Source organism: Vibrio quintilis, from assembly GCF_024529975.1.
Classification (GTDB): Bacteria; Pseudomonadota; Gammaproteobacteria; order Enterobacterales; family Vibrionaceae; genus Vibrio; species Vibrio quintilis.
The window spans coordinates 2,441,818-2,461,366 of sequence record NZ_AP024897.1; the positions used below are offsets into that span (position 1 = coordinate 2,441,818).

General features: G+C 48.8%; 14 protein-coding genes. 6 read left to right on the forward strand and 8 right to left on the reverse strand.

Annotation, left to right across the window (positions count from 1 at the left end; all coding sequences use genetic code 11):
• Positions 1-204: 204 nt before the first annotated feature.
• On the forward strand, positions 205-393 hold the full coding sequence (locus tag OC443_RS11270) for a hypothetical protein (protein WP_073586708.1): 189 nt from the start codon (positions 205-207) through the stop codon (positions 391-393).
• 166 nt (positions 394-559) lie between these two features.
• Complete coding sequence (locus tag OC443_RS11275) at positions 560-1,966, forward strand: GGDEF domain-containing protein (protein WP_073586709.1); 1,407 nt, start codon at positions 560-562, stop codon at positions 1,964-1,966.
• A gap of 10 nt (positions 1,967-1,976) precedes the next feature.
• On the opposite strand, the gene OC443_RS11280 is transcribed toward OC443_RS11275, so the two are convergent.
• Positions 1,977-2,417, reverse strand: a complete 441-nt coding sequence (locus tag OC443_RS11280) for a nuclear transport factor 2 family protein (RefSeq protein ID WP_083601868.1) — start codon at positions 2,415-2,417, stop codon at positions 1,977-1,979.
• Positions 2,418-2,723: 306 nt separating this feature from the next.
• On the opposite strand from OC443_RS11280, the gene OC443_RS11285 reads away from it, so the two are divergent.
• From OC443_RS11285 to OC443_RS11300, 4 genes are all read left to right on the forward strand, one after another.
• Positions 2,724-3,347 (forward strand): glutathione S-transferase family protein, encoded by a 624-nt coding sequence (locus OC443_RS11285; RefSeq protein WP_073586710.1) that lies wholly within the window; start codon positions 2,724-2,726, stop codon positions 3,345-3,347.
• A gap of 422 nt (positions 3,348-3,769) precedes the next feature.
• Entirely contained in the window at positions 3,770-4,708 is a 939-nt protein-coding gene (locus OC443_RS11290) for a universal stress protein (protein ID WP_073586711.1), read from the forward strand.
• Between the two features lie 11 nt (positions 4,709-4,719).
• Positions 4,720-7,437, forward strand: a complete 2,718-nt coding sequence (locus tag OC443_RS11295) for a cation-transporting P-type ATPase (protein WP_073586712.1) — start codon at positions 4,720-4,722, stop codon at positions 7,435-7,437.
• A gap of 111 nt (positions 7,438-7,548) precedes the next feature.
• Positions 7,549-8,310 (forward strand): AraC family transcriptional regulator, encoded by a 762-nt coding sequence (locus OC443_RS11300; RefSeq protein WP_073586713.1) that lies wholly within the window; start codon positions 7,549-7,551, stop codon positions 8,308-8,310.
• Here the strand turns inward: OC443_RS11300 and leuA are convergent.
• The 7 genes from leuA to OC443_RS11335 form a co-directional block, all read right to left on the reverse strand.
• Complete coding sequence (gene leuA / locus OC443_RS11305) at positions 8,307-10,052, reverse strand: 2-isopropylmalate synthase (RefSeq protein WP_234976490.1); 1,746 nt, start codon at positions 10,050-10,052, stop codon at positions 8,307-8,309. The genes OC443_RS11300 and leuA overlap by 4 nt on opposite strands.
• Positions 10,053-10,367: 315 nt before the next feature.
• Positions 10,368-11,360 (reverse strand): hypothetical protein, encoded by a 993-nt coding sequence (locus OC443_RS11310; protein ID WP_073586714.1) that lies wholly within the window; start codon positions 11,358-11,360, stop codon positions 10,368-10,370.
• Positions 11,361-11,471: 111 nt separating this feature from the next.
• A complete protein-coding gene (locus tag OC443_RS11315) occupies positions 11,472-12,467 on the reverse strand; it encodes a hypothetical protein (protein ID WP_073586715.1) in 996 nt (331 codons plus the stop codon).
• Positions 12,468-12,479: 12 nt separating this feature from the next.
• On the reverse strand, positions 12,480-13,502 hold the full coding sequence (locus tag OC443_RS11320; protein ID WP_073586716.1) for a hypothetical protein: 1,023 nt from the start codon (positions 13,500-13,502) through the stop codon (positions 12,480-12,482).
• Positions 13,503-14,074: 572 nt separating this feature from the next.
• A complete protein-coding gene (locus OC443_RS11325) occupies positions 14,075-15,070 on the reverse strand; it encodes a hypothetical protein (protein WP_073586717.1) in 996 nt (331 codons plus the stop codon).
• A 112-nt stretch (positions 15,071-15,182) separates the two neighbouring features.
• Positions 15,183-16,184 carry a hypothetical protein gene (locus tag OC443_RS11330; protein WP_073586718.1) on the reverse strand — a complete coding sequence of 334 codons (1,002 nt, stop codon included), beginning with the start codon at positions 16,182-16,184 and terminating at the stop codon, positions 15,183-15,185.
• A gap of 3 nt (positions 16,185-16,187) precedes the next feature.
• Positions 16,188-19,454 (reverse strand): toxin VasX, encoded by a 3,267-nt coding sequence (locus OC443_RS11335; protein WP_262021667.1) that lies wholly within the window; start codon positions 19,452-19,454, stop codon positions 16,188-16,190.
• Positions 19,455-19,549: the final 95 nt, after the last annotated feature.

Genomic DNA, 19,549 nt, shown 5'->3' on the forward strand with positions numbered 1-19,549 from the left:
TCTGAATACAGACAGCATACGCGCTTGATCGCCGCCCGGTGCAAAATTTGAGCAACAGATAGCAAAAATGAACCGGAATATGCGATTAAACCACAGCTTTGAATGAGATCAGCCGTTTCAGTTTAAAGACCATATCAGCCTTAAAAACTGTACCTTCGGTTTTTTGGTTATAAACTTAAACGAATAATACAAAAGGATCTCGTCATGACTTTACTGGAACAAGCACAGGCGCTGTTAGAATCCCCCGTTACCCTGGAAACACTGAATCAGCTGGAGGCACTGGCAGACAAGGCTGACGGAAAAGAGAAAGAAGCAATCGGTGATCTGATTGAAACCGCAATCATCGGTGCCCCGGTCGATGTGATTGAGCAATATCAGGCCTCTTTAATCTGATCCGGCACATTTTTTCAGTCTCTGCCAACTCACAAAACCATCGGTTATCGTCACAGAAAAACAGACCAGCGTCGCAAAACGGTTGATTATCAGGCGAATAAGACTTATCGCCTGACCGGGTTTGATTAATCTTATAAGAAGCATCAGATAACAGGATGAAGTTTAGATGGCGAACGGGAAGAAGATCGCTGAAAGAAAGTATTATCTGACATTGTACGTGATGGCAGGCGGTAAGTACCTGAATACCGCCACCATCGTATTCGGCGTCACTTTGCTGATTGCAGATATAACCGGAAGCTCCGTCTTTTCACACATCCACCCTGCGTTAGCTGCCACCAATCCAATCGCGATTATCATCGCTTTAATCCTGTGTATGACTCATCTTCTGTATCAGGTGAAATTCCACAAACCCATCCTGCTGTTATCCGTTGCCCTGCTGGCAGGATTAATCAGTTTTTTTGATTTTGGTTTTAATTTTTTCTTTCACGACGATGTGAGTTCTATCGCCCGTTATCTGTTGAGTCAAATAGACAGGGGCCGGTTTGATACCGTTGGCAATAATATGATTCTGACGTTTATGATCTATGTTGTGGCGATTATATTCCGTCTGTTTCGAAAATATTATACGTTCCAGTTTCTCATGCTGACCGGACTGGCCATTCCTTTTACTGCCGGACTGGGTCACTTTTTTGATTTAGAGCAGCTGTATTTTAAGATGTCGGTTTCAACCGTCGCAATCTGTTTTATGGTTGCGCTTTCCGGGCTGGGGCTGTCAGCCAATAAAGGCGCAATTAAACTGTTCATGACGCCAAATCTGGTTGGACTGGTTGCCAGAACGCAATTCCTTCTTTCTCTCTCATTTTGCATCATTGTCGGCATTTCCCTGCCCAATCTGACAGACAATATGGATTTTTTCTCGGCGTACGAAATATTTGTCACTCTGGCAACAATCTTTATATCCGTCCTGATTTATATCAGCACCATCATTTTGGGCAGGTCGGAACAAAAAAAGAAACTGGCAGAAAAAGAGATGCAACGTCTGCTGATCACCGATCCGTTAACCGGATTATATAACCGGCGAGGGTTGGACCATGAAATACAGAAAGCCCTGAACTTTCAGTCCAGATATGGCGGGGATATTTCCATTCTGATTCTGGATCTGGACCACTTTAAATCCGTCAATGATCGTTTCGGACATGATACCGGCGATTTATTTCTGCAAACCGCGGCAGCTGTTTTCAAGTCTGAAGTAAGAAAAAATGATGTTGTCAGCCGGTATGGTGGCGAAGAGTTTTTAATCCTGTTACCCAACACACCGGAAAGACATGCCAAAACCGTCGCTGAAAAATTAAGAACCGCGCTGGAATCAAAGGACTTCAGCATTCTGTGTGGTCAGGCATATCATCAAACCGTTTCAATTGGCGGTACCACAATTTCCCCCTCACAGCCAGATATCGACAGTTCAATCAAACAAGCCGATCAAATGCTTTATCAGGCGAAAAGCAGCGGCAGAAACCGTTCGGTCATTTACCAGGATACCGGCACCGGTCATGTATCGTTTCTCAAGCATTAATCCCCGGTTTTTACTCAGTCGCAGACCACATAGGATTGCCGCTGACGGTTTCCGTTACTTCCTCCTGCAGGACATCCCAATGTTCAACAATTTTACCGTTCTTCACCCGGAACATATCCACTCCGACCATCGGTTTTGGTCCGGTTCCCTGCGCCCGGAAATGAAGCGCTACCATACCGGTCTCTTCATCAGCAATCACATGACCAATCTGATATTTAAAATTATCCGGCATCTTTTTCGTGAATCCCTTTAACACACCCGAACCATTCGGAAAGTTCGGATTATGCTGGATATAATCCGGGGAAAACCAGCGATCAATTTCGTCGGCATCCCGGTCAATAAATACGGCTTTGACGCCAGCCAGAACAACCGCTTTTGCGGTTTGAGCTGCCATCGTACTCAGTGGGCAAACGGATAACAGTAAGGCGATACAGATTGTTTTTATTTTCATCAGGTTCTTCCATCTTTCTCCAAAATGAATTTCATTAGAACGGATACCTTTCACCAGATAAACCTCATTCTTATGCCAAACATTCATGACATATATTTGTTTTACATAAAATATGAAACCAGATGATTTATTACTGTCACCATAAAACGCCGCTCAAATAACACTTTATCAGGCCAAAAACAATGGCAGAAACCACCCGGTCACTGACCGGGATAACCCAACAAACTGAAGATGCAGGGTTCAGGTTACCTGGGTATAGTTCAACTGAAATTGATATGATTCATGACACTTTAAAAGGAACTCCTGATGATTACACTGCATCATCTCAATCAATCCCGTTCAAAAAGAATTATCTGGCTGCTCGAAGAGCTTGGTGTGGACTACACAATCCGGGCTTATCAGCGTGATACGGCCACCAATTTAGCTCCTGCGGCATTGAAAGCCATTCACCCGTTAGGTAAATCGCCGGTGATTGAGGAAGACGGTTTTGTGCTGGCTGAATCGGGCGCAATTACCGAATCACTGATCGACAGATTTGCACCGGATACCCTTGCTCCACCAAGGGGAACACAGGCATTTGCTGAATATCAGCAATGGATACATTTTGCGGAAAGTTCAGCCATGGTACCAACCTTACTGAAAATCTTTCTGGCCATGGATGGCACTGAAACGCAGTTTCTTGCCGGTTATGCAGACACTGAACTGAAAAAAGTGATGGGCTATCTGGATCAGGTGCTCGCTGACAAAACTTACTTTGTCGCCGGAAAGCTCACCGGGGCAGATATCATGATGTCATTTATTCCGGAGCTGCTGGAACGTTTAGGTGTCCTTTCCGGTTATCCGAACCTGCAACGTTATCATCAGCATTTATCGTCACTCCCACTTTATCAAAAAGCCAATCAGCTGGAAGCGCAGTACGATAACCAATAAACGCTCTTTCATCCGCCCGCAAAACTGCGGGCCTGACCAAAGCGGGTTGCTCATTCAGTGAACCCGCTTTTGCAGAAACATCAGCCAGAAACGTCAATGTAAACGGGATCCTGGTTCGTATGACAGGCACATCGCGACTCAATCGATGAATAGTGCAAATTATTTCAATAGACCCAAACAACCTGAAGATGCAGGCTGCTTGGGTATATTAGCTCAAAGTGCCAAATCATCCCGTCGTCTTACAGATTATCTCGTCTTATTCCCCTCACTTTAAGCCCGTTTCTTCTACACTTACCTATAAGGTTGCTATGAATACCCGCTCTGAGACGCAGGAAGAAAAAACCAGTACAGCAACCGCTTATGGCAGCAACATGCCTGAACAGATTTCTGAAGTTCCATCACAATAAAAAAGGAGTATTGATATGCGGCATTATCATAATTTACTTTACGTCAGCCATGGAACAACAGATGAAACCGAGGGGCTGAAGCAGGCCCTGAGTCTGGCCCGTAATAATGACGCTCCGCTCAAAGTATTGATTGTCTGCCCTGACTTTCCTGCAGAATTTCCCGGCTATCAGAAAGACTATCAGGAATCCATATTGGCCGTGGCAGAGGCGCGTGTTCAGCGAACGCGTGATGCACTCAAGCTGGAAGAAGGCGCCGTCGAAGTTTCAATGGCTCTGGTTAGTGACACAACCCCTGCGATCAATATTATTCAGCATGTTCTCCAACATGGACACGATTTAGTGATCAAAGAAGCCGAATCACAGGATAACCGGTGTGGATTAAAAACCATTGATATGAATTTACTGCGTAAATGCCCGGTTCCCGTCTGGCTTTGCCGCCCGATTCAACATTCCCGCCAGCATATCCGGGTCGCCGTCGCAATTGATCCCAAAGCGCAGGAGGCAGCAGCAGAGAGTTTATCCAAACGGATGCTGGCACTATCCCGTTCCCTGGCGGACAGCTGCAGTGGAGAATTACACATTCTCTCATGTTGGGATTACGAATTTGAAGCATATTTACGTGGCAATATGTGGATTAAAACCTCAGATGCTGAGATCGACCAGACCATTGTCAGAACGCAAGCTGAACATCGCGCTGCGCTGGATGCACTGATTCAGTCCTCAGGTATCAGCGGCCTGCATCAGATTCATCATCTGCGTGGTAAAGCAACCGAACTGATTCCTGATTTTGCTCAGAATCAGAACATAGACATTCTGGTGATGGGAACGGTTGCCCGCACCGGTCTTCCCGGATTTATGATTGGAAATACGGCAGAAAATATTGTTCAGAAACTCAACTGTTCGCTGATGGGACTGAAGCCACAGGGATTTGTTTCCCCGGTGAAAGCATACTAAGGCAGGTCAGTATGCGGACAGCCAAAATGAAAGAAAAAGAGGTCCAGACCCAATGGCATCATCTCTCCACAGACGGCGCTCTCAAGCTACAGCAGGCCCGGACTGGCGGGCTGAGTCAGCATGAGGCTGAGAAACGACTGAAACAATACGGGCCGAACCGCCTGCCGGAAGCTGCCCGGCGCAGCGCGCTGATACGCTTTCTGCAACAGTTTCATAATATCCTGATTTATGTGTTGCTTGGCTCGGCCACAATTACAGCGATACTGAATCACTGGATGGATACCGGCGTGATTCTGGCCGTGGTCCTTGTCAACGCAATTATCGGCTATCTTCAGGAGGGCAAGGCAGAAAAAGCCATGGATGCGATCCGGCATATGCTGGCTCCGCAAGCCAACGTGATTCGGGACGGTGAGCGTCTCAGTATCAAAGGAGAACAACTGGTTCCCGGTGACGTTGTACTGTTAGAAGCAGGCGATAAAGTCCCGGCGGATTTACGCCTGTTTACCACGCATGGCTTGTCAGTTCAGGAAGCCATTCTGACCGGGGAATCGGTACCGGTTGTGAAACACATCGCTGCGGTCGCCGCAGATGCTCCGCTGGGTGATCGCACCTGCATGGTTTTTTCCGGAACGCTGGTCACTGCGGGTCAGGGTCAGGGCGTGGTGGTCACAACAGGAAGTCAGACCGAAATCGGGCGTATCAGCGGGCTGCTGTCTGAGGTCGAAACCCTGACGACACCACTGGTCGCGCAAATGGGCGTGTTTGCCAAATGGCTGACGGTGTTAATCCTGCTGCTCGCGGCGCTGTTACTCGCATTCGGTTATTTTGTCATTCACTACCAGTTTACTGAAATGTTTCTGGCTGTGGTCGGGCTCTCCGTTGCAGCCATCCCGGAAGGTTTGCCCGCGGTTTTGACCATTACCCTGGCGATCGGGGTGCAGGCGATGGCACGGCGAAATGCCATCGTCCGGCGCTTACCGGCGATTGAAACACTCGGATCAGTCTCGGTGATATGCACGGATAAAACCGGCACCCTGACCCGCAATGAAATGATGGTCGCTTCGGTGCTGGATCACTGGCATCTGTTTACAATTGAGGGCGAAGGTTACAAACCGGAAGGGGCTCTCATGCTGGAAAACTCGCCGATCTGCCCTTCTGAACATCATGTGCTGGAAGAACTGGCCCGTGCTGCAACACTTTGTAACGATGCCCGCTTACGCGAGCAGGACGGTATCTGGCATGTGGAAGGCGATCCGATGGAAGGTGCCCTGCTCGCTTTTGCCGGGAAAATGGATATGGATGTCCGCAAAGCGCAGTCAGGCTGGACCCGCACCGACTCGATTCCCTTTGATTCCCAATATCGCTTTATGGCGACCCTGAACCATGACCACGAACATCATGCATTTATATTCGTCAAAGGGGCGCCCGAGCGGATTCTGGCGATGAGCGACAATCAGCGCAGTGCAGACGGCCATACGGAAGCGCTTGACTACGCATACTGGAATGCCAAAGCTGAATCGGTGGCAGCTCTGGGTCAGCGGGTGCTGGCTTTTGCGGTGAGATCAGTGTCGCCGGAACATACGGTGCTCGAACGCAGCGATGTTGAAGATTCGCTCACACTGATCGGAATGGTGGGCATGATAGATCCGCCGCGTCCGGAAGCCATCGTCGCCGTAGCAGAATGTCACAGTGCCGGTATCCGGGTGAAAATGATCACCGGCGACCACGCAAAAACAGCCGCGGCGATTGGACAGCGGATCGGCCTGCAAAATCCGGACAAAGTGCTGACCGGTGCTGACCTCGACAACATGGAAGATGCCGCCTTACATCAGGCGGTACTGAACTGTGATATTTTTGCCCGCACCAGCCCGGAACATAAACTGCGACTGGTGATGGCATTGCAATCACACGGCATGACCGTCGCAATGACCGGTGACGGCGTGAATGATGCCCCGGCATTAAAACGTTCTGATGCCGGTATCGCGATGGGGCGTAAAGGATCGGAAGCCGCTAAAGAAGCCGCAGAACTGGTTCTGGCTGATGATAATTTTGCTTCCATTGCCGCTGCGGTACGCGAGGGCCGGACCGTTTATGACAATCTGAAGAAGGTGATCAGCTGGACACTGCCGACCAATGCCGGTGAAGCGATGACGATTATTCTCGCCCTGCTGCTGGGGATGACACTGCCCATCACACCGGTACAGATTCTGTGGGTCAACCTGATCACCGCCGTCACGCTGGGGATTGCCCTGGCCTTTGAGCCAACAGAAGCAACCACGATGCGCCGCCCGCCCCGCCCGCGCAATGAACCGCTGCTCTCCGGCCATCTGGTCTGGCATATTGTGCTGGTTTCCACCCTGTTTTCATGTGGTGTGTTTGGTATTTATCACTATGCGGTCAATCAGGGTTATACGATCGAACTCGCCCGGACCATGGCACTGAACACTCTGGTGGTGATGGAAATTTTCCAGCTGTTCTTTATCCGCAATATTCATGGAACATCGTTGACATGGGATGCCGTCAAAGGCACCAAAGTCGTCTGGGCAGTGGTCATCGCCGTGACCATCGCCCAGTTTGCCATCACCTATCTGCCGCCTTTGCAAACCGTCTTTGCGACGGCTTCCATTCCATTCTGGGATGATGTTCTGATTATCGGCATTGGCGTGTCGCTGTTCATTATTATTGAGACAGAGAAACAGATCCGGCTGGCGATCCGGCGGCATGTATGACGGCGTCTCGTTTATATTCTCAGAATGACTGGTTTTGACTGCAATGATTTCATTTGTCATTATCTGCTTTGATATACCCAAACAACCTGATGCCAATAACTTGATGGATTTATGTTTTATCAGACTGAACAGCTAAAAAACCCGGTTCACGCCATCAGGCATACCTATCAGCACGGCATTACCGAGCCGGAACATCAGCATCAGGTGATCCAGCTGTTACACATCCTGAACGGGGTGATTCGCGTCTATATGCAAGGCACCTGCCGGGTCATTCCGCCTTCCCGCGGGCTGCTCATCCCCGCTGGTGTTCCTCATCGTCTGGTCGCTGTCGGTGGCGTTGATGTCCGGGCGCTTTTTATCGATCCGCTGGCACGGGCTGATGTCATCCATGAGCCCGGTATCTTTCAGGTCAGCCCGCTGCTGCGGGAACTGATCAATACCGCGTCTGAATTTGCCGGTGAGATTGACGCCGGTTCACGGGAAGAGCGTATCCATGAGCTCATTCTTGATGAGCTGCGTTTGATTCACCTGACGGGTTTCAACGTTGCCATGCCAGCTTCACAAGCACTCAAACAGTTTTGTGAGCGGATAGCCGCGCATCCGGAACGGCCGTGGGAACTTGCTGATGTCGCGGCATCCTTAAATGTGTCTGCCCGCACCATTTCACGTAAGTTCCATGCTGAAACCGGCATGAGTTTCGGAGAATGGCTGCGGCGGTTCCGGCTGTTACGCAGTATGGAACTGATGGCCAGCGGATATTCTGTCACGGATGCCGCTATCGCCGTCGGGTACGACAGCCACAGTTCCTTTAGCCTGATGTTCAAACAGCGGGTTGGCATGTCTCCCAAATCTTTTGTTGCCAGCCCGGCTTAACCCGCATCAGAAGCGGGCCAGCAGCATGCTTCCTGATGAACCAGCAAACCATTGACTGCGTTCAGCGTTGCCTGCAACAGTGCTTTAAGCGAATCGGTATCAATCGCAACGCCATGAAAACTACCCTGTGCGCCGGACTGAATCTCGACATAGGTCACCGCACGGCTCCGGGTGCTGGCACCAAGCGTATGCTCTGAATAGTCTTTAATATTGATGTCCAGACCAAATGCCTGCCTGAGACCATCAACCAGCGCACTCATCACACCCGTCCCTTTTCCCTGCGCGTTCACTTCACATCCCTGATGCATTAATTTCGCGAAGATATATTGCCCTTCCGCCTGAGACTGACTCTGGTACGCCATCAGATGAAGTCCCGGCTTATCAACAACACCATAGGATTCCCGAAACAGCTGCCAGATAGCTTTTAAACTCATTTCACAACCCGAATGATGTGTAAAGGCTTTGACTTTTTCACTGAAATCAATCTGCAAAGCCTTTGGCAGCCTGAGTCCGTGATTCTGCTCTATCAGCCAGGCGGGGCCACTTTTACCGGACTGACTGTTCACCCGGATGACTGCTTCGTAGGAACACCCCAAATCCTCCGGGTCAACCGGCAGATAAGGCACATCCCACATGGTTTCATCTGTTTTTCTGCGATGGGCAAATCCTTTTTTAATCGCATCCTGATGAGACCCCGAGAATGCGGTAAAAACCAGTTCACCGGCGTATGGATGCCTCGGATGTACCGGGAGGCGATTGCAGTACTCTGCAACTTCAACAGTTTTTTTCATATCATCAAACTTCAGGTTTGGCGTCACTCCCTGACTATAGAGGTTCATGGCTAAGGTCAGTAAATCGACATTACCGGTTCTCTCTCCGTTACCAAACAGGCACCCTTCCACCCGCTGCGCGCCACCCAGCACCCCAAGTTCTGCCGTCGCAACCCCTGTTCCCCGGTCATTATGCGGGTGAATACTGATCGTGACATGGCTCAGATCGCTGAAATTGCGCATAAACAGTTCTATCTGATCGGCAAAAACATTCGGCGTATTCACTTCCACCGTCGTTGGCAAATTCAGGATTAACGGCCGGGATGCGGCAGGTTCCCATAAGTCTTTCACGGCTTCACAAATTTCCAGTGCAAAATCCGCTTCTGTGAAACAAAAGGTTTCCGGAGAATATTCCAGACACCATGTGGTTTCAGGCTGCGCGTCACACAACTGTTTAATCAGCCCTGCGGCATTGCATGCCAGCCGGATGGTTTGCTCCTTTGAGTGCCGGAACACAACGTCTCTGAAGGTCGGCGCAGTGGCATTGTAAACATGTATGATGGCCTGATTTGCCCCGCGCAGTGACGCCATTGTCCTGCGGATTAAATCCGGGCGCGCCTGCGTCATCACCTGAATCCAGACATCATCAGGTATCCGTTGCTGCTCAATCAGCTGACGGACAAATTCAAACTCCGTTGCAGATGCGGCCGGAAAGGCAACTTCGATCTCTTTAAAACCACACTGAATCAGGTGATTGAAATACATCAGCTTTCGCTCGTGATCCATAGGGTGAGCAAGCGCCTGATTGCCATCCCTTAAATCGGTTGAGCACCAGCGCGGTGCGGCTGTCAGTCGCTTTTCCGGCCATTCACGGTCCGGGTTGGAAACAATATTGGCGGATCTGTATTTTTGAGCCGGGTCTGAAATCATAATCGCTGCCTCGCGGTGTTTTTCAGGAGAATGTTCAGCCATTTTAAAAAACACAGCAGCGGGCGCTTATCCATAACGGACACATTTGTTTCCCGGATAGCCAGGGAGTGAGGTCACCGGACTGATGCAATAACCTGATGATTTTGAATGAGAAGGTGAATCACCTGATTGAAAAGCATACGGATTGGCATACATGGATGAGGTTGATTTGATTTTGTGATTTAAATCACACAAAAACAAACCAGACGATTTCCGGAGCAAGTTTCAAATTCAATACTGACCCGGGCGATCAAAATCAATCCCACAGACTCTGGCGCAGCTTTATGATGCGATAAGGGGAGTGAATCAAAACATCCGTTAGACCGGCTCAAAAATATTCAGCGCCTCACCCCATTGTGGGTTTTCCCGCTGTTGTTGCCGGATTGAAACAATCACTCTGCCATAGTCGCCATCCGACATATCCCGCCAGTAGCGTGGATCCCGTTTGATTTTCTTATCATATTCAACCGTCACCGGATCTTTTTCCCGTGACTCTTCCAGCAACAAACAGTCCGGCAGGGGCTGGCTGACATCCATATAACACTGAATCATCTGCCATAACCGGCGGTATTCATCTACCATTTCATCCCCGCCGATCAGTGAACTCAACGGCACCCCGTGCATTGAACCACTATAGCGGTGTGCCAGGAGCAAGGCGTGTTTGATTTGCCCCTGTGGTCCGGGAGCCGTGGATAAAACACAGTCAAATTCAATAAACGGATAGCTGTAACGCACCCGGCCACTGCGGGTATAGAGCGTCACCATCCCGGTACGCCGGTTCAGGGTGAAAATTTTCCGGATACGAAACAGAGCACTCAGTGGCCACGGCACCCAGGCAGTGTGGTTACAGAGTTCAAAGAATCCCCAGAAGGCACAACAAGGTGCAATGACATATAAAAGATAATCAAAAAATAGCAAGATCACATTATGTGGAGTATCCCCTGATGTCACCAGATAAGTAAACAATAAAAGAAGCATAAAACATGGGTTTAAATATAATACTGTCACTTTCGCTGCTGCTGCAAAAACCAAAAAAAAATGCATCCAGATATTGCCTTTATACATATTCAGATGCTTTTGATTCCAGAAGGATTCAGCCTCAGGGTTTTCTTCTGCCTCTTCACGCATTTCTGATGGAGAACGATCGGTTTCAACCCTGGTACAAACCGTTGGGGTTGATTGACACCAACGGAGTTCACTCTGCCCCGAGGAAAAAAGCTTTTGCGCCAGTGTTTTTTCCGGGCCCGGCCGCTGTGGCGGAATATGCTTACTGTTGTAAGCCGTTGGTTGATAAACGTTGTCGGTTGTCACGATATATTACTGTTTTATTGGTGAATTCATTATTTACCCGGGCGATCAAAATCAATCCCACAGACTCTGGCGTAGCTTTATGATGTGATGAGGAGTAAATAAAAACATCCGTTAAGCTGGCTCAAAAATATTCAGCGCCTCACCCCATTGTGGATTTTCCCGCTGTTGTTGCCGGATTGAAACAATCACTCTGTCATAGTCGCCATCCGACATATCCCGCCAGTAGCGTGGATCCCGTTTGATTTTCTTATCATATTCAACCGTCACCGGATCTTTTTCCCGTGACTCTTCCAGCAACAAACAGTCCGGCAGGGGCTGGCTGACATCCATATAACACTGAATCATCTGCCATAACCGGCGGTATTCATCCACCATTTCATCCCCGCCGATCAGTGAACTCAACGGCACCCCGTGCATTGAACCACTATAGCGGTGTGCTAATAATAACGCATGTTTGATTTGCCCCTGTGGTCCGGGAGCCGTGGATAAAACACAGTCAAATTCAATAAACGGATAGCTGTAACGCACCCGGCCACTGCGGGTATAGAGCGTCACCATCCCGGTACGCCGGTTCAGGGTGAAAATTTTCCGGATACGAAACAGAGCACTCAGTGGCCACGGAATCCAGGCAGTCCGGTTACAGAGTTCGAAGAATCCCCAAAATAAACCACATGGAATTACAGCATATTTAACATAACCCATAAACATTTCTACTCCATCGGCCCACCCAAACTCTCCCCAAGTGATCAAAGCACCAATGAACAAGATAAAAATAAAAAATGGAGTAAGGAATAATACTGTAAATTTAGCTGCTGCTGCAAAAACCAAAAAAAAATGCATCCAGATATTGCCTTTATACATATCCAGATATTCTTGATTCCAGAAGGATTCAGCCTCAGGTTTTTCTTTTGCTTCTTCACGCATTTCTGATGGAGAGCAATCGGTTTCAACCCGGGTACAAACCGTTGGGGTTGGTTGACACCAGCGGAGTTCACTCTGCCCCGAGGAAAATAGCTTTTGCGCCAGTGTTTTTTCCGGGCGCGGCCGCTGTGGCGGAATATGCTTACTGTTGTAAGCCGTTGGTTGATATACGTTGTCGGTTGTCATGACTTTGTCCTGTTAATTTTGATCTCTGGAATCTGCCCAGTAGTAATTTTCCGGATGAGTTTTTGGAGCGTCAAACAGACTTTCGAAAAATCCTGTTGGTTGCCCGGCTTCAAAACTGGCCTGATCCAGGCTGATTTTACCTGCTTTCAGGTTCTCTTCGGCTTTTTCTACCTGATCCAGTGGCGGCTGGGGGAAAATCATTTCCCCGCCCCGGATCTGAATTAATGCCTGAATATTATTTCGATAGCGTATCGTGTCCGCCCCGGCCGGAACCGGTTTAGACAAAGGCAGGGTGGCCCGGAAAAAGTACAGCCTGCCTTCGGCCACAACCAGCTCTTCTGCCGGAATAATCGGTTTAAGTTTGACAGGTTTGACATAATACGGAGCAGCTTCCTGACCCCGGCTGGTATATCTCCCCCGATCAGACTGGCTCTGCGCTACACTTCCCGATGTGATGGTTTGCTCCACCACTTCACGAAAACGGGTATGAATCTGTAAATCCTGCTTACTCATATTCAGTAGCTGGGCAATGTTAGAATGCACATAGATATAATGCGAATAATGACGCGCTTTCAGCAGCTGTTTTTTATCTGCCCGGAGCGGGGAGCTATCAATGGCATAACACTCGACTTTCAGATTTACAAACAGATTGAGCAGTTGAATATAAGCATCTTCCGGGGAGTCTGATAAATAGGCGTAAACCCCGTCTTCAGCCGGCGCCTTGCCAAACGGGCCATTTTTCAGCCAGACTTCCATCGGCTGATCGGTACAGTAATACGTGATTGCGAACCCGGCCCCGACCACCAGCAGGGTAAACCAGCCGACAGGGCCCAGCCCGAGAAAGGTCGCAGAGGTTTCAAAAAAGGTTGCACCTATAGTTCCCAGCAAGGTGCCTGCTGCCATGATACTGGTCCCTATCGCTGCATCGTAATCCCGATTCCCCCACAAACGGTAAGCATCCCAGGCCATCAGTCCAGCCGTAATCACTCCTCCGGTAGCAGCTGCGATATTAATCTTGCTGATTCGACTCACCATTTTTGCATTAATTTTGACCTTTGACAGAGCCGTTTCAATACTTCCGGTAACTTCTTCACTAAAGACGATGTGAGTCTTATTCGAAAAATTATATTAGGCAATATAGAGATAACCGTTGCGGACCGGAGCCGTGCGCTCTTTATCTTTCTGGCGGCTGCCTGCAATGTTCTTATCAAACGTCGGCAACAGCGTCAGCGGTAAAAATGCCTGCACCTGATAATTCTGATGTTTGTCCTGCCGCTTGGTATGGGTTACATTACTGAACAGTGGCAGGCGAATCGGGCCGTCTTCCCCTTCGACCTTCAGCCAGACATTACGGTTTTCTTTTTCGTCCTTCCAGTCCCAGCTGTAAATCGTTGCGTCTTTTGGTCGTTTTCGCGGTTATAAGCCTCACATTATAAACAGCTCATTTGAGGTTAATTTTAATCTCATCATTTATTGATATCAAGAATTCAAATTTCCGACAGTCATTGAGCCGGATATAAAACAGATTCTGACTAAATCTCAGAGAAAAGTTGATGATGGATGAAGGGACGGGGAACGTCCCTTCGGACAGTCGTAAGATCAAGACGTTAAGCAGACTCAAAAATATTCAGTACTTTTTCTTTCTCTGGTGTGCTGTTTTGTTGGCTGCGGATACTGTGAATGGTCCGGCGAAACGCCTCTTCCGTCATTTTTCGCCAGTACTCCGGATCCCGGCCGGTTTGTTGATCATACGCTGCGGTGACCGGATCCAACGGACGCGATTCTTCCAGCACCAGTGTATCCGGCAGTGGCTGACTCACATCCATAAACCGCTGAATCATATTCCATACCCGGTAATATTCAGCCACCATTTGTTTGGAGCCTATCAGACCATTGAGTGGCACGGCATGCTGATAACCGTGATAGCGATGCACCAGATACAAACTATATAACATCTGTCCCTGCGGGCCGGGGTTAGAAGCCAGCAGACAGTCAAACTCTATAAACGGATGACTGTAACGCACCTTGTCCCGCCCATGATACAACGTCACCATCCCGGTTCGCCGGTTCATGGAAAATATCTTACAGGCGTGCATAAACCGGGGATTCCAGTAGCCTTTGTTGATTAATTCAGCCATGCCCCAGAATAGAATACTGGGTGGGAAAGCGTATTTCATAATAAAAAAAGTCAAAATAAATACATGATAAAAGTCATTCCATGAATGAATGTCAAATGGCTTTATAAAATAAAGCACTAATTCGATTATTGCACACAGAGGAACAAACATAACAACTATTCCCTTACCAAAGCTAGATGCAATAAGGAGCATATTAATACCTGTGCTAAACTTTGAGTTGGAAAGGGTTTGTTCATTCCAGTAATTTTTTTTATCCGGTGAGCTTTCACAAACCTCCTTCCACTTCTCCGGGCCAATGTCACTGTCTAACTGAGTGGAGATGGTCTCGGTTGGCCGGGTAAATGGCAAGACCCGGCAGTTGAGTTTCATCAGCTTTTGCGCAATCCCTCTGGGCTGCGCCTGGGGTTGTGGCGTAAAAGTGCGGCTGTTGTAGGCCGTTGGCTGATAGCTATTGTCGGTTGTCACGATATATTACTGTTTTATTGGTGAATTCATTATTTACCCGGGCGATTAAAATCGATCCCACAGACTCTGGCGCAGCTTTATGATACGATGAGGGGATTGGAAAACACATCCGTTAAGCCGACTCAAAAATATTCAGCTCAGGCCCCGTGGCCGGAATATGCTCTTCCCGCTGCCAGACAATAATTTCATCCAGCTTCTTCGCGTAGTCGTCATCCGTCATTTCCCGCCAGTAGGTCGGATTACGGCCGGTTTTTTTATCATGGGCGACAGTGGTTTCATCCTGCTCACGAAAAGGCTCCAGTATCGGAATATCGGGTAAAGGCTGGCTAACATCCATATATTGCTGAATCATATTCCACACCCGCAGGTACTCTTCCTGAGACAGATGCATCCCACACATCGAACCCAACCCGATGGCACCCTCATTGTAATCATGATAACGGTGCACCAGCTTCAGGTGATGACTCAGCAATCCCTGATGGTTGGGATTACTCATCAGAATACAGTCAAATTCCAGAAACGGATGGCTGAAAATCACCCGGTTCCCTTTACCATATAAAGTGACCATCCCGGTTTCACGGCTCAGGGTAAAACGTTTTCGGGCAAAAAAAGAGATGTTATCTTTATTGAAATATTTTGCCATGACTCCATCAGTCAACCATGATGGTCCATTAAACAGGAACATCGGGCTATAAATTACCAGAGCAGGTAATGTTACATATAGTAAAGCATTGGAAAATATATAAATAACCCCTTCCCATCCATGTTTACCAAGCAAGGGAAGTAGTGATATTAAAAACAATAAAGGAGTAGCAAACCAAAGTGCGAATTTCGCTAAAGCTGCCATAAAGAAATAGAACCCCAGCCATTTCGCAAAAGTATAGGGTTCTAATCGCCGGTGGTTCCAGTATACATCCATTCCTACTTCAGCACTGTCACTATGTATCGACGGTTTATCATCTTCGATCACTGAAGTCGCAATACTGTTATTGTCCGTCTGCGTGTAGGAAAAAGCCTTCCCCCGCCGGTAAAGACTCTCATACCAGCCCCTTTTACCGGGCTGAGGCTGTGGAGTAAAATCTAGGCTGTTATAGGCACTAGGTTGGTAAGCCATATTTTATTCCTCTTTAATCTTAGGCAACTGACAGTGGATCCAGCTCTGATCCTCATCATTACTAAAATCCGGCTCCCCGGACGGGTCATCCTGAGGTTCTGCTTCATCCAGTGGGGGCAGAGGAAAGGATATATCATTGATCACAAACTGCGCCCGGGCAACAAACCCCGGCTCATAGTGATACAACTCCCGTTTCATTCCTGGTATACCAAGTACTTTGGTCTCTTTCCGGTCTGGTGGAATCGTTTTGCTGTGCCGGTAACCATACAGCGCACCATCTTCTGATTGCACGGTTTTCAGCGGCGTATCATTAAAGTTATCGATATTTTGCATCGTGTGTGTTCTGATAAATTCTGTACGGCTCGCAGTATCATGCAAGCGGCTTTTATGTTCCATGACTCCCTGACGAATATACAGACGGTCGGTCTCTCTCTGCCGGTTGAACAGTTGCGATAAGTTCGAGCGCGCCCACAGCACATGGGTCACACCGGCCTGTTGCCATTCCTCCTGAATTTCCGGAGCCATTTGAGTGTCTTTGCCCAAAGCATACATACTGATATCAAAGCGGATCAACAGCCCCAGCAGGCGCTCAAAGGCCGCATCCGGATCGTCTAAATACCGGTAATCATCACCCGGTGAATATGAGGCAAACGGACCATTGGCCAGCCAGGTTTCCAGCGGGGTATCTTTGAGGAAGATATAAAGCACCCCACCAACAATCGCAATCACAAAGGCCCATGGGCAAGCCGCAGATAGAAAGCTGCCTTCTGCCGCCAGATTACCAAGGGCAGCAAAAGTCGCTCCCACCCCAAAGGTCATCATGGCCGCTGCTGCATCCATATCATTGTTATGCTTAAGCTGGAAAGCTTCATAAATGCCGATCGATCCGGTCAGAACATCAGCAACAAAACTGGCTACAACTAACTTAGTGAATGTCAATTTTAAACCAATCGCAGAAAAGGCTCTCCCCACCAGTTTAGAGGCGGGAATTTTAATAAATGTCTTTTTTGCAATTGCTTTGGCAAAGCGGGATTCAGCACCTAACGCCATATTGGCACTATGCGCCAACGCTACAGAAAAATCCAAAACAGCACTGAATACATTCGCCGCTGAATGCGGAATATCTTTTAATTCAATAATATTTTCAAAATACTGTTTATTCGCCATCAGATTCAACACTTCAATCCCGACCATCAGGCGGGGAATATTCAGCTTCTCATAAGCATCTGCAATCGCCTTACTTTTAGCATAATCCGCCAGCGTGCGTTTGGTGGCGGGTTTATTGTAAGCGTTCACCACTGCGGTGTCAGCCGGGGCGACTATCAGGGTAAAGGCACCTTTTTTACCCAGCATATCAGCACCCCCGGAGGTCTGCTTCTGCATGGCTTTCAGCGCTGCTTTGCGGTTTGAGGTCAGTACCAGTTTGCCTTCAGAATCAAACAGGCGTACAGACTTGCTCTTATTGGTATCAACATTGTGTAACAGCTTGCGATCGGCTTCTGTCAGACCGTTTTTCAGGCCGCCGCCTTCAACACCAATCACGACATAATTCTGTTTCACCTTCCCGGCCTCTGTCAGCTCAAGCTGACCAAAAGCGGTCGGCCCACTGGCTTTCAGAGTTGACATGATGGGGACATAGACGCTTTCCAGCGACACACTCTGAGTCTTCGTTTTACTCAGGGTCAGTGCAATTTCCGTGATGGCATCAAAATAATCCTTCAGAAATCCATTGACCATCCCGGCAATCCGGCGCTCGGTGGCAAATTCACCCTCTCCGTTATCTCCGGCACCTTCAGCGTAAAGCTCACCCATTTCAAATACTTCCAGCTGCTCTGGCTGAATCAGCAGGTTTTCATCCCCCCAGCGGGCCAGTCCTGCGGCTGTACACAAACCGGAACCATCGTTCTCATCCGCTTCAGCCGTATAGGCTTCATCCATCGGCACTTCGCCATTTTCCGGAAACAAGACTTCATGCAACGGGTGGCTGCGATCGTTCTCCAGCAGGCGAACCAGCTGAGAAGAATACGGATGTTTGCGTTTGTAGCCCTTTTCACCAATGCCCAGTGTATCCACGGCGCTCAGTTCCATCCGCAATGCGCTCACTGCATTGCCGACAATCTTATAAGCCGCTGCGGCATTGGCGTCATCCATGGATGCAATATCTTTCAGCCATACCGCCAGCGCTTTCTTATCCAGTGCACGGGAAAGTTTTTTCTGCAACTCATTCATCCGGGTAAACAACAGCATCCGCTCAGTCAGCCGGGTTGTCCGGCGGAAGACGCCACCCGGACTGCTGTCAAATCCTCTGTTGCCCATATATTTATGGTACTGATTTTTCGTCTCTCCCCACTTGGCCGGGATGATAAAGCGCTGCACCAGTTCAGCCGATTTAAAGTATTTCTGAGAGGCGGCATCATTGAGCAGCACACTCATTTCACCAATCCCGGACCTGACGAGATAAGTCAGGTGTCGCAGTTCAAACAGCGGGTCATCAAATATTATTCCGCGTAATTTCCGCGCTTTGCCATCAGCCAGATAATCTCCAACACCACTGATCTGATCCCACTCTGGTGATTCTGCCGGTCCTTCGGTGATCAATTCATTACGGGCAGTCATCCGTAACATAAAATCATACCGGTGCTTATCCTGTTTATTGGCGATTTCATTCTTATACTGACTGACCGCGGTGGCACCATCATCCATCGCCGCCTGAATATCCGATTTTATCTGCTCATATTCACCGGACAGCCAGCTGCCCGCCAAATCCTGACTGAAATCTTTCGGCTCTCCCAGCAGCATTTCCAGCTCCGGCTCCCGCGCCCGGACTTCTTTCAGTTCATCAAGCAGCATCGGCTCATAATCTGGTTTTTGCATTCGTGCTTTGAGTGCATCCGGGTTGGCTTCCAGATAATTCAGCCGCGAACCACTCCACGGCACTTCTGAAAATGCAATCCGGATCTCTGTGCGTTTCCCGTCAGCACGGGACGGATACCAAATCTCTTTCAGGGGCTGGCCGGTCGCTTCACGCCGGGTATTGGTTTTAAAGGGCTTCCCATACCCTTCCCGGTAATTCAGTAAATGAACATCTTTAAAACACGGCAGACCGTCGTCAGTCGCGGTGACTGCGACTTCCCGCCAGATTTGGCCGTTATAGGCAATATAGAGATAACCGTTTCGGACCGGAGCCGTGCGCTCTTTATCTTTCTGGCGGCTGCCTGCAATGTTCTTATCAAACGTCGGCAACAGCGTCAGCGGTAAAAATGCCTGCACCTGATAATTCTGATGTTTGTCCTGCCGCTTGGTATGGGTTACATTACTGAACAGTGGCAGGCGAATCGGGCCGTCTTCCCCTTCGACCTTCAGCC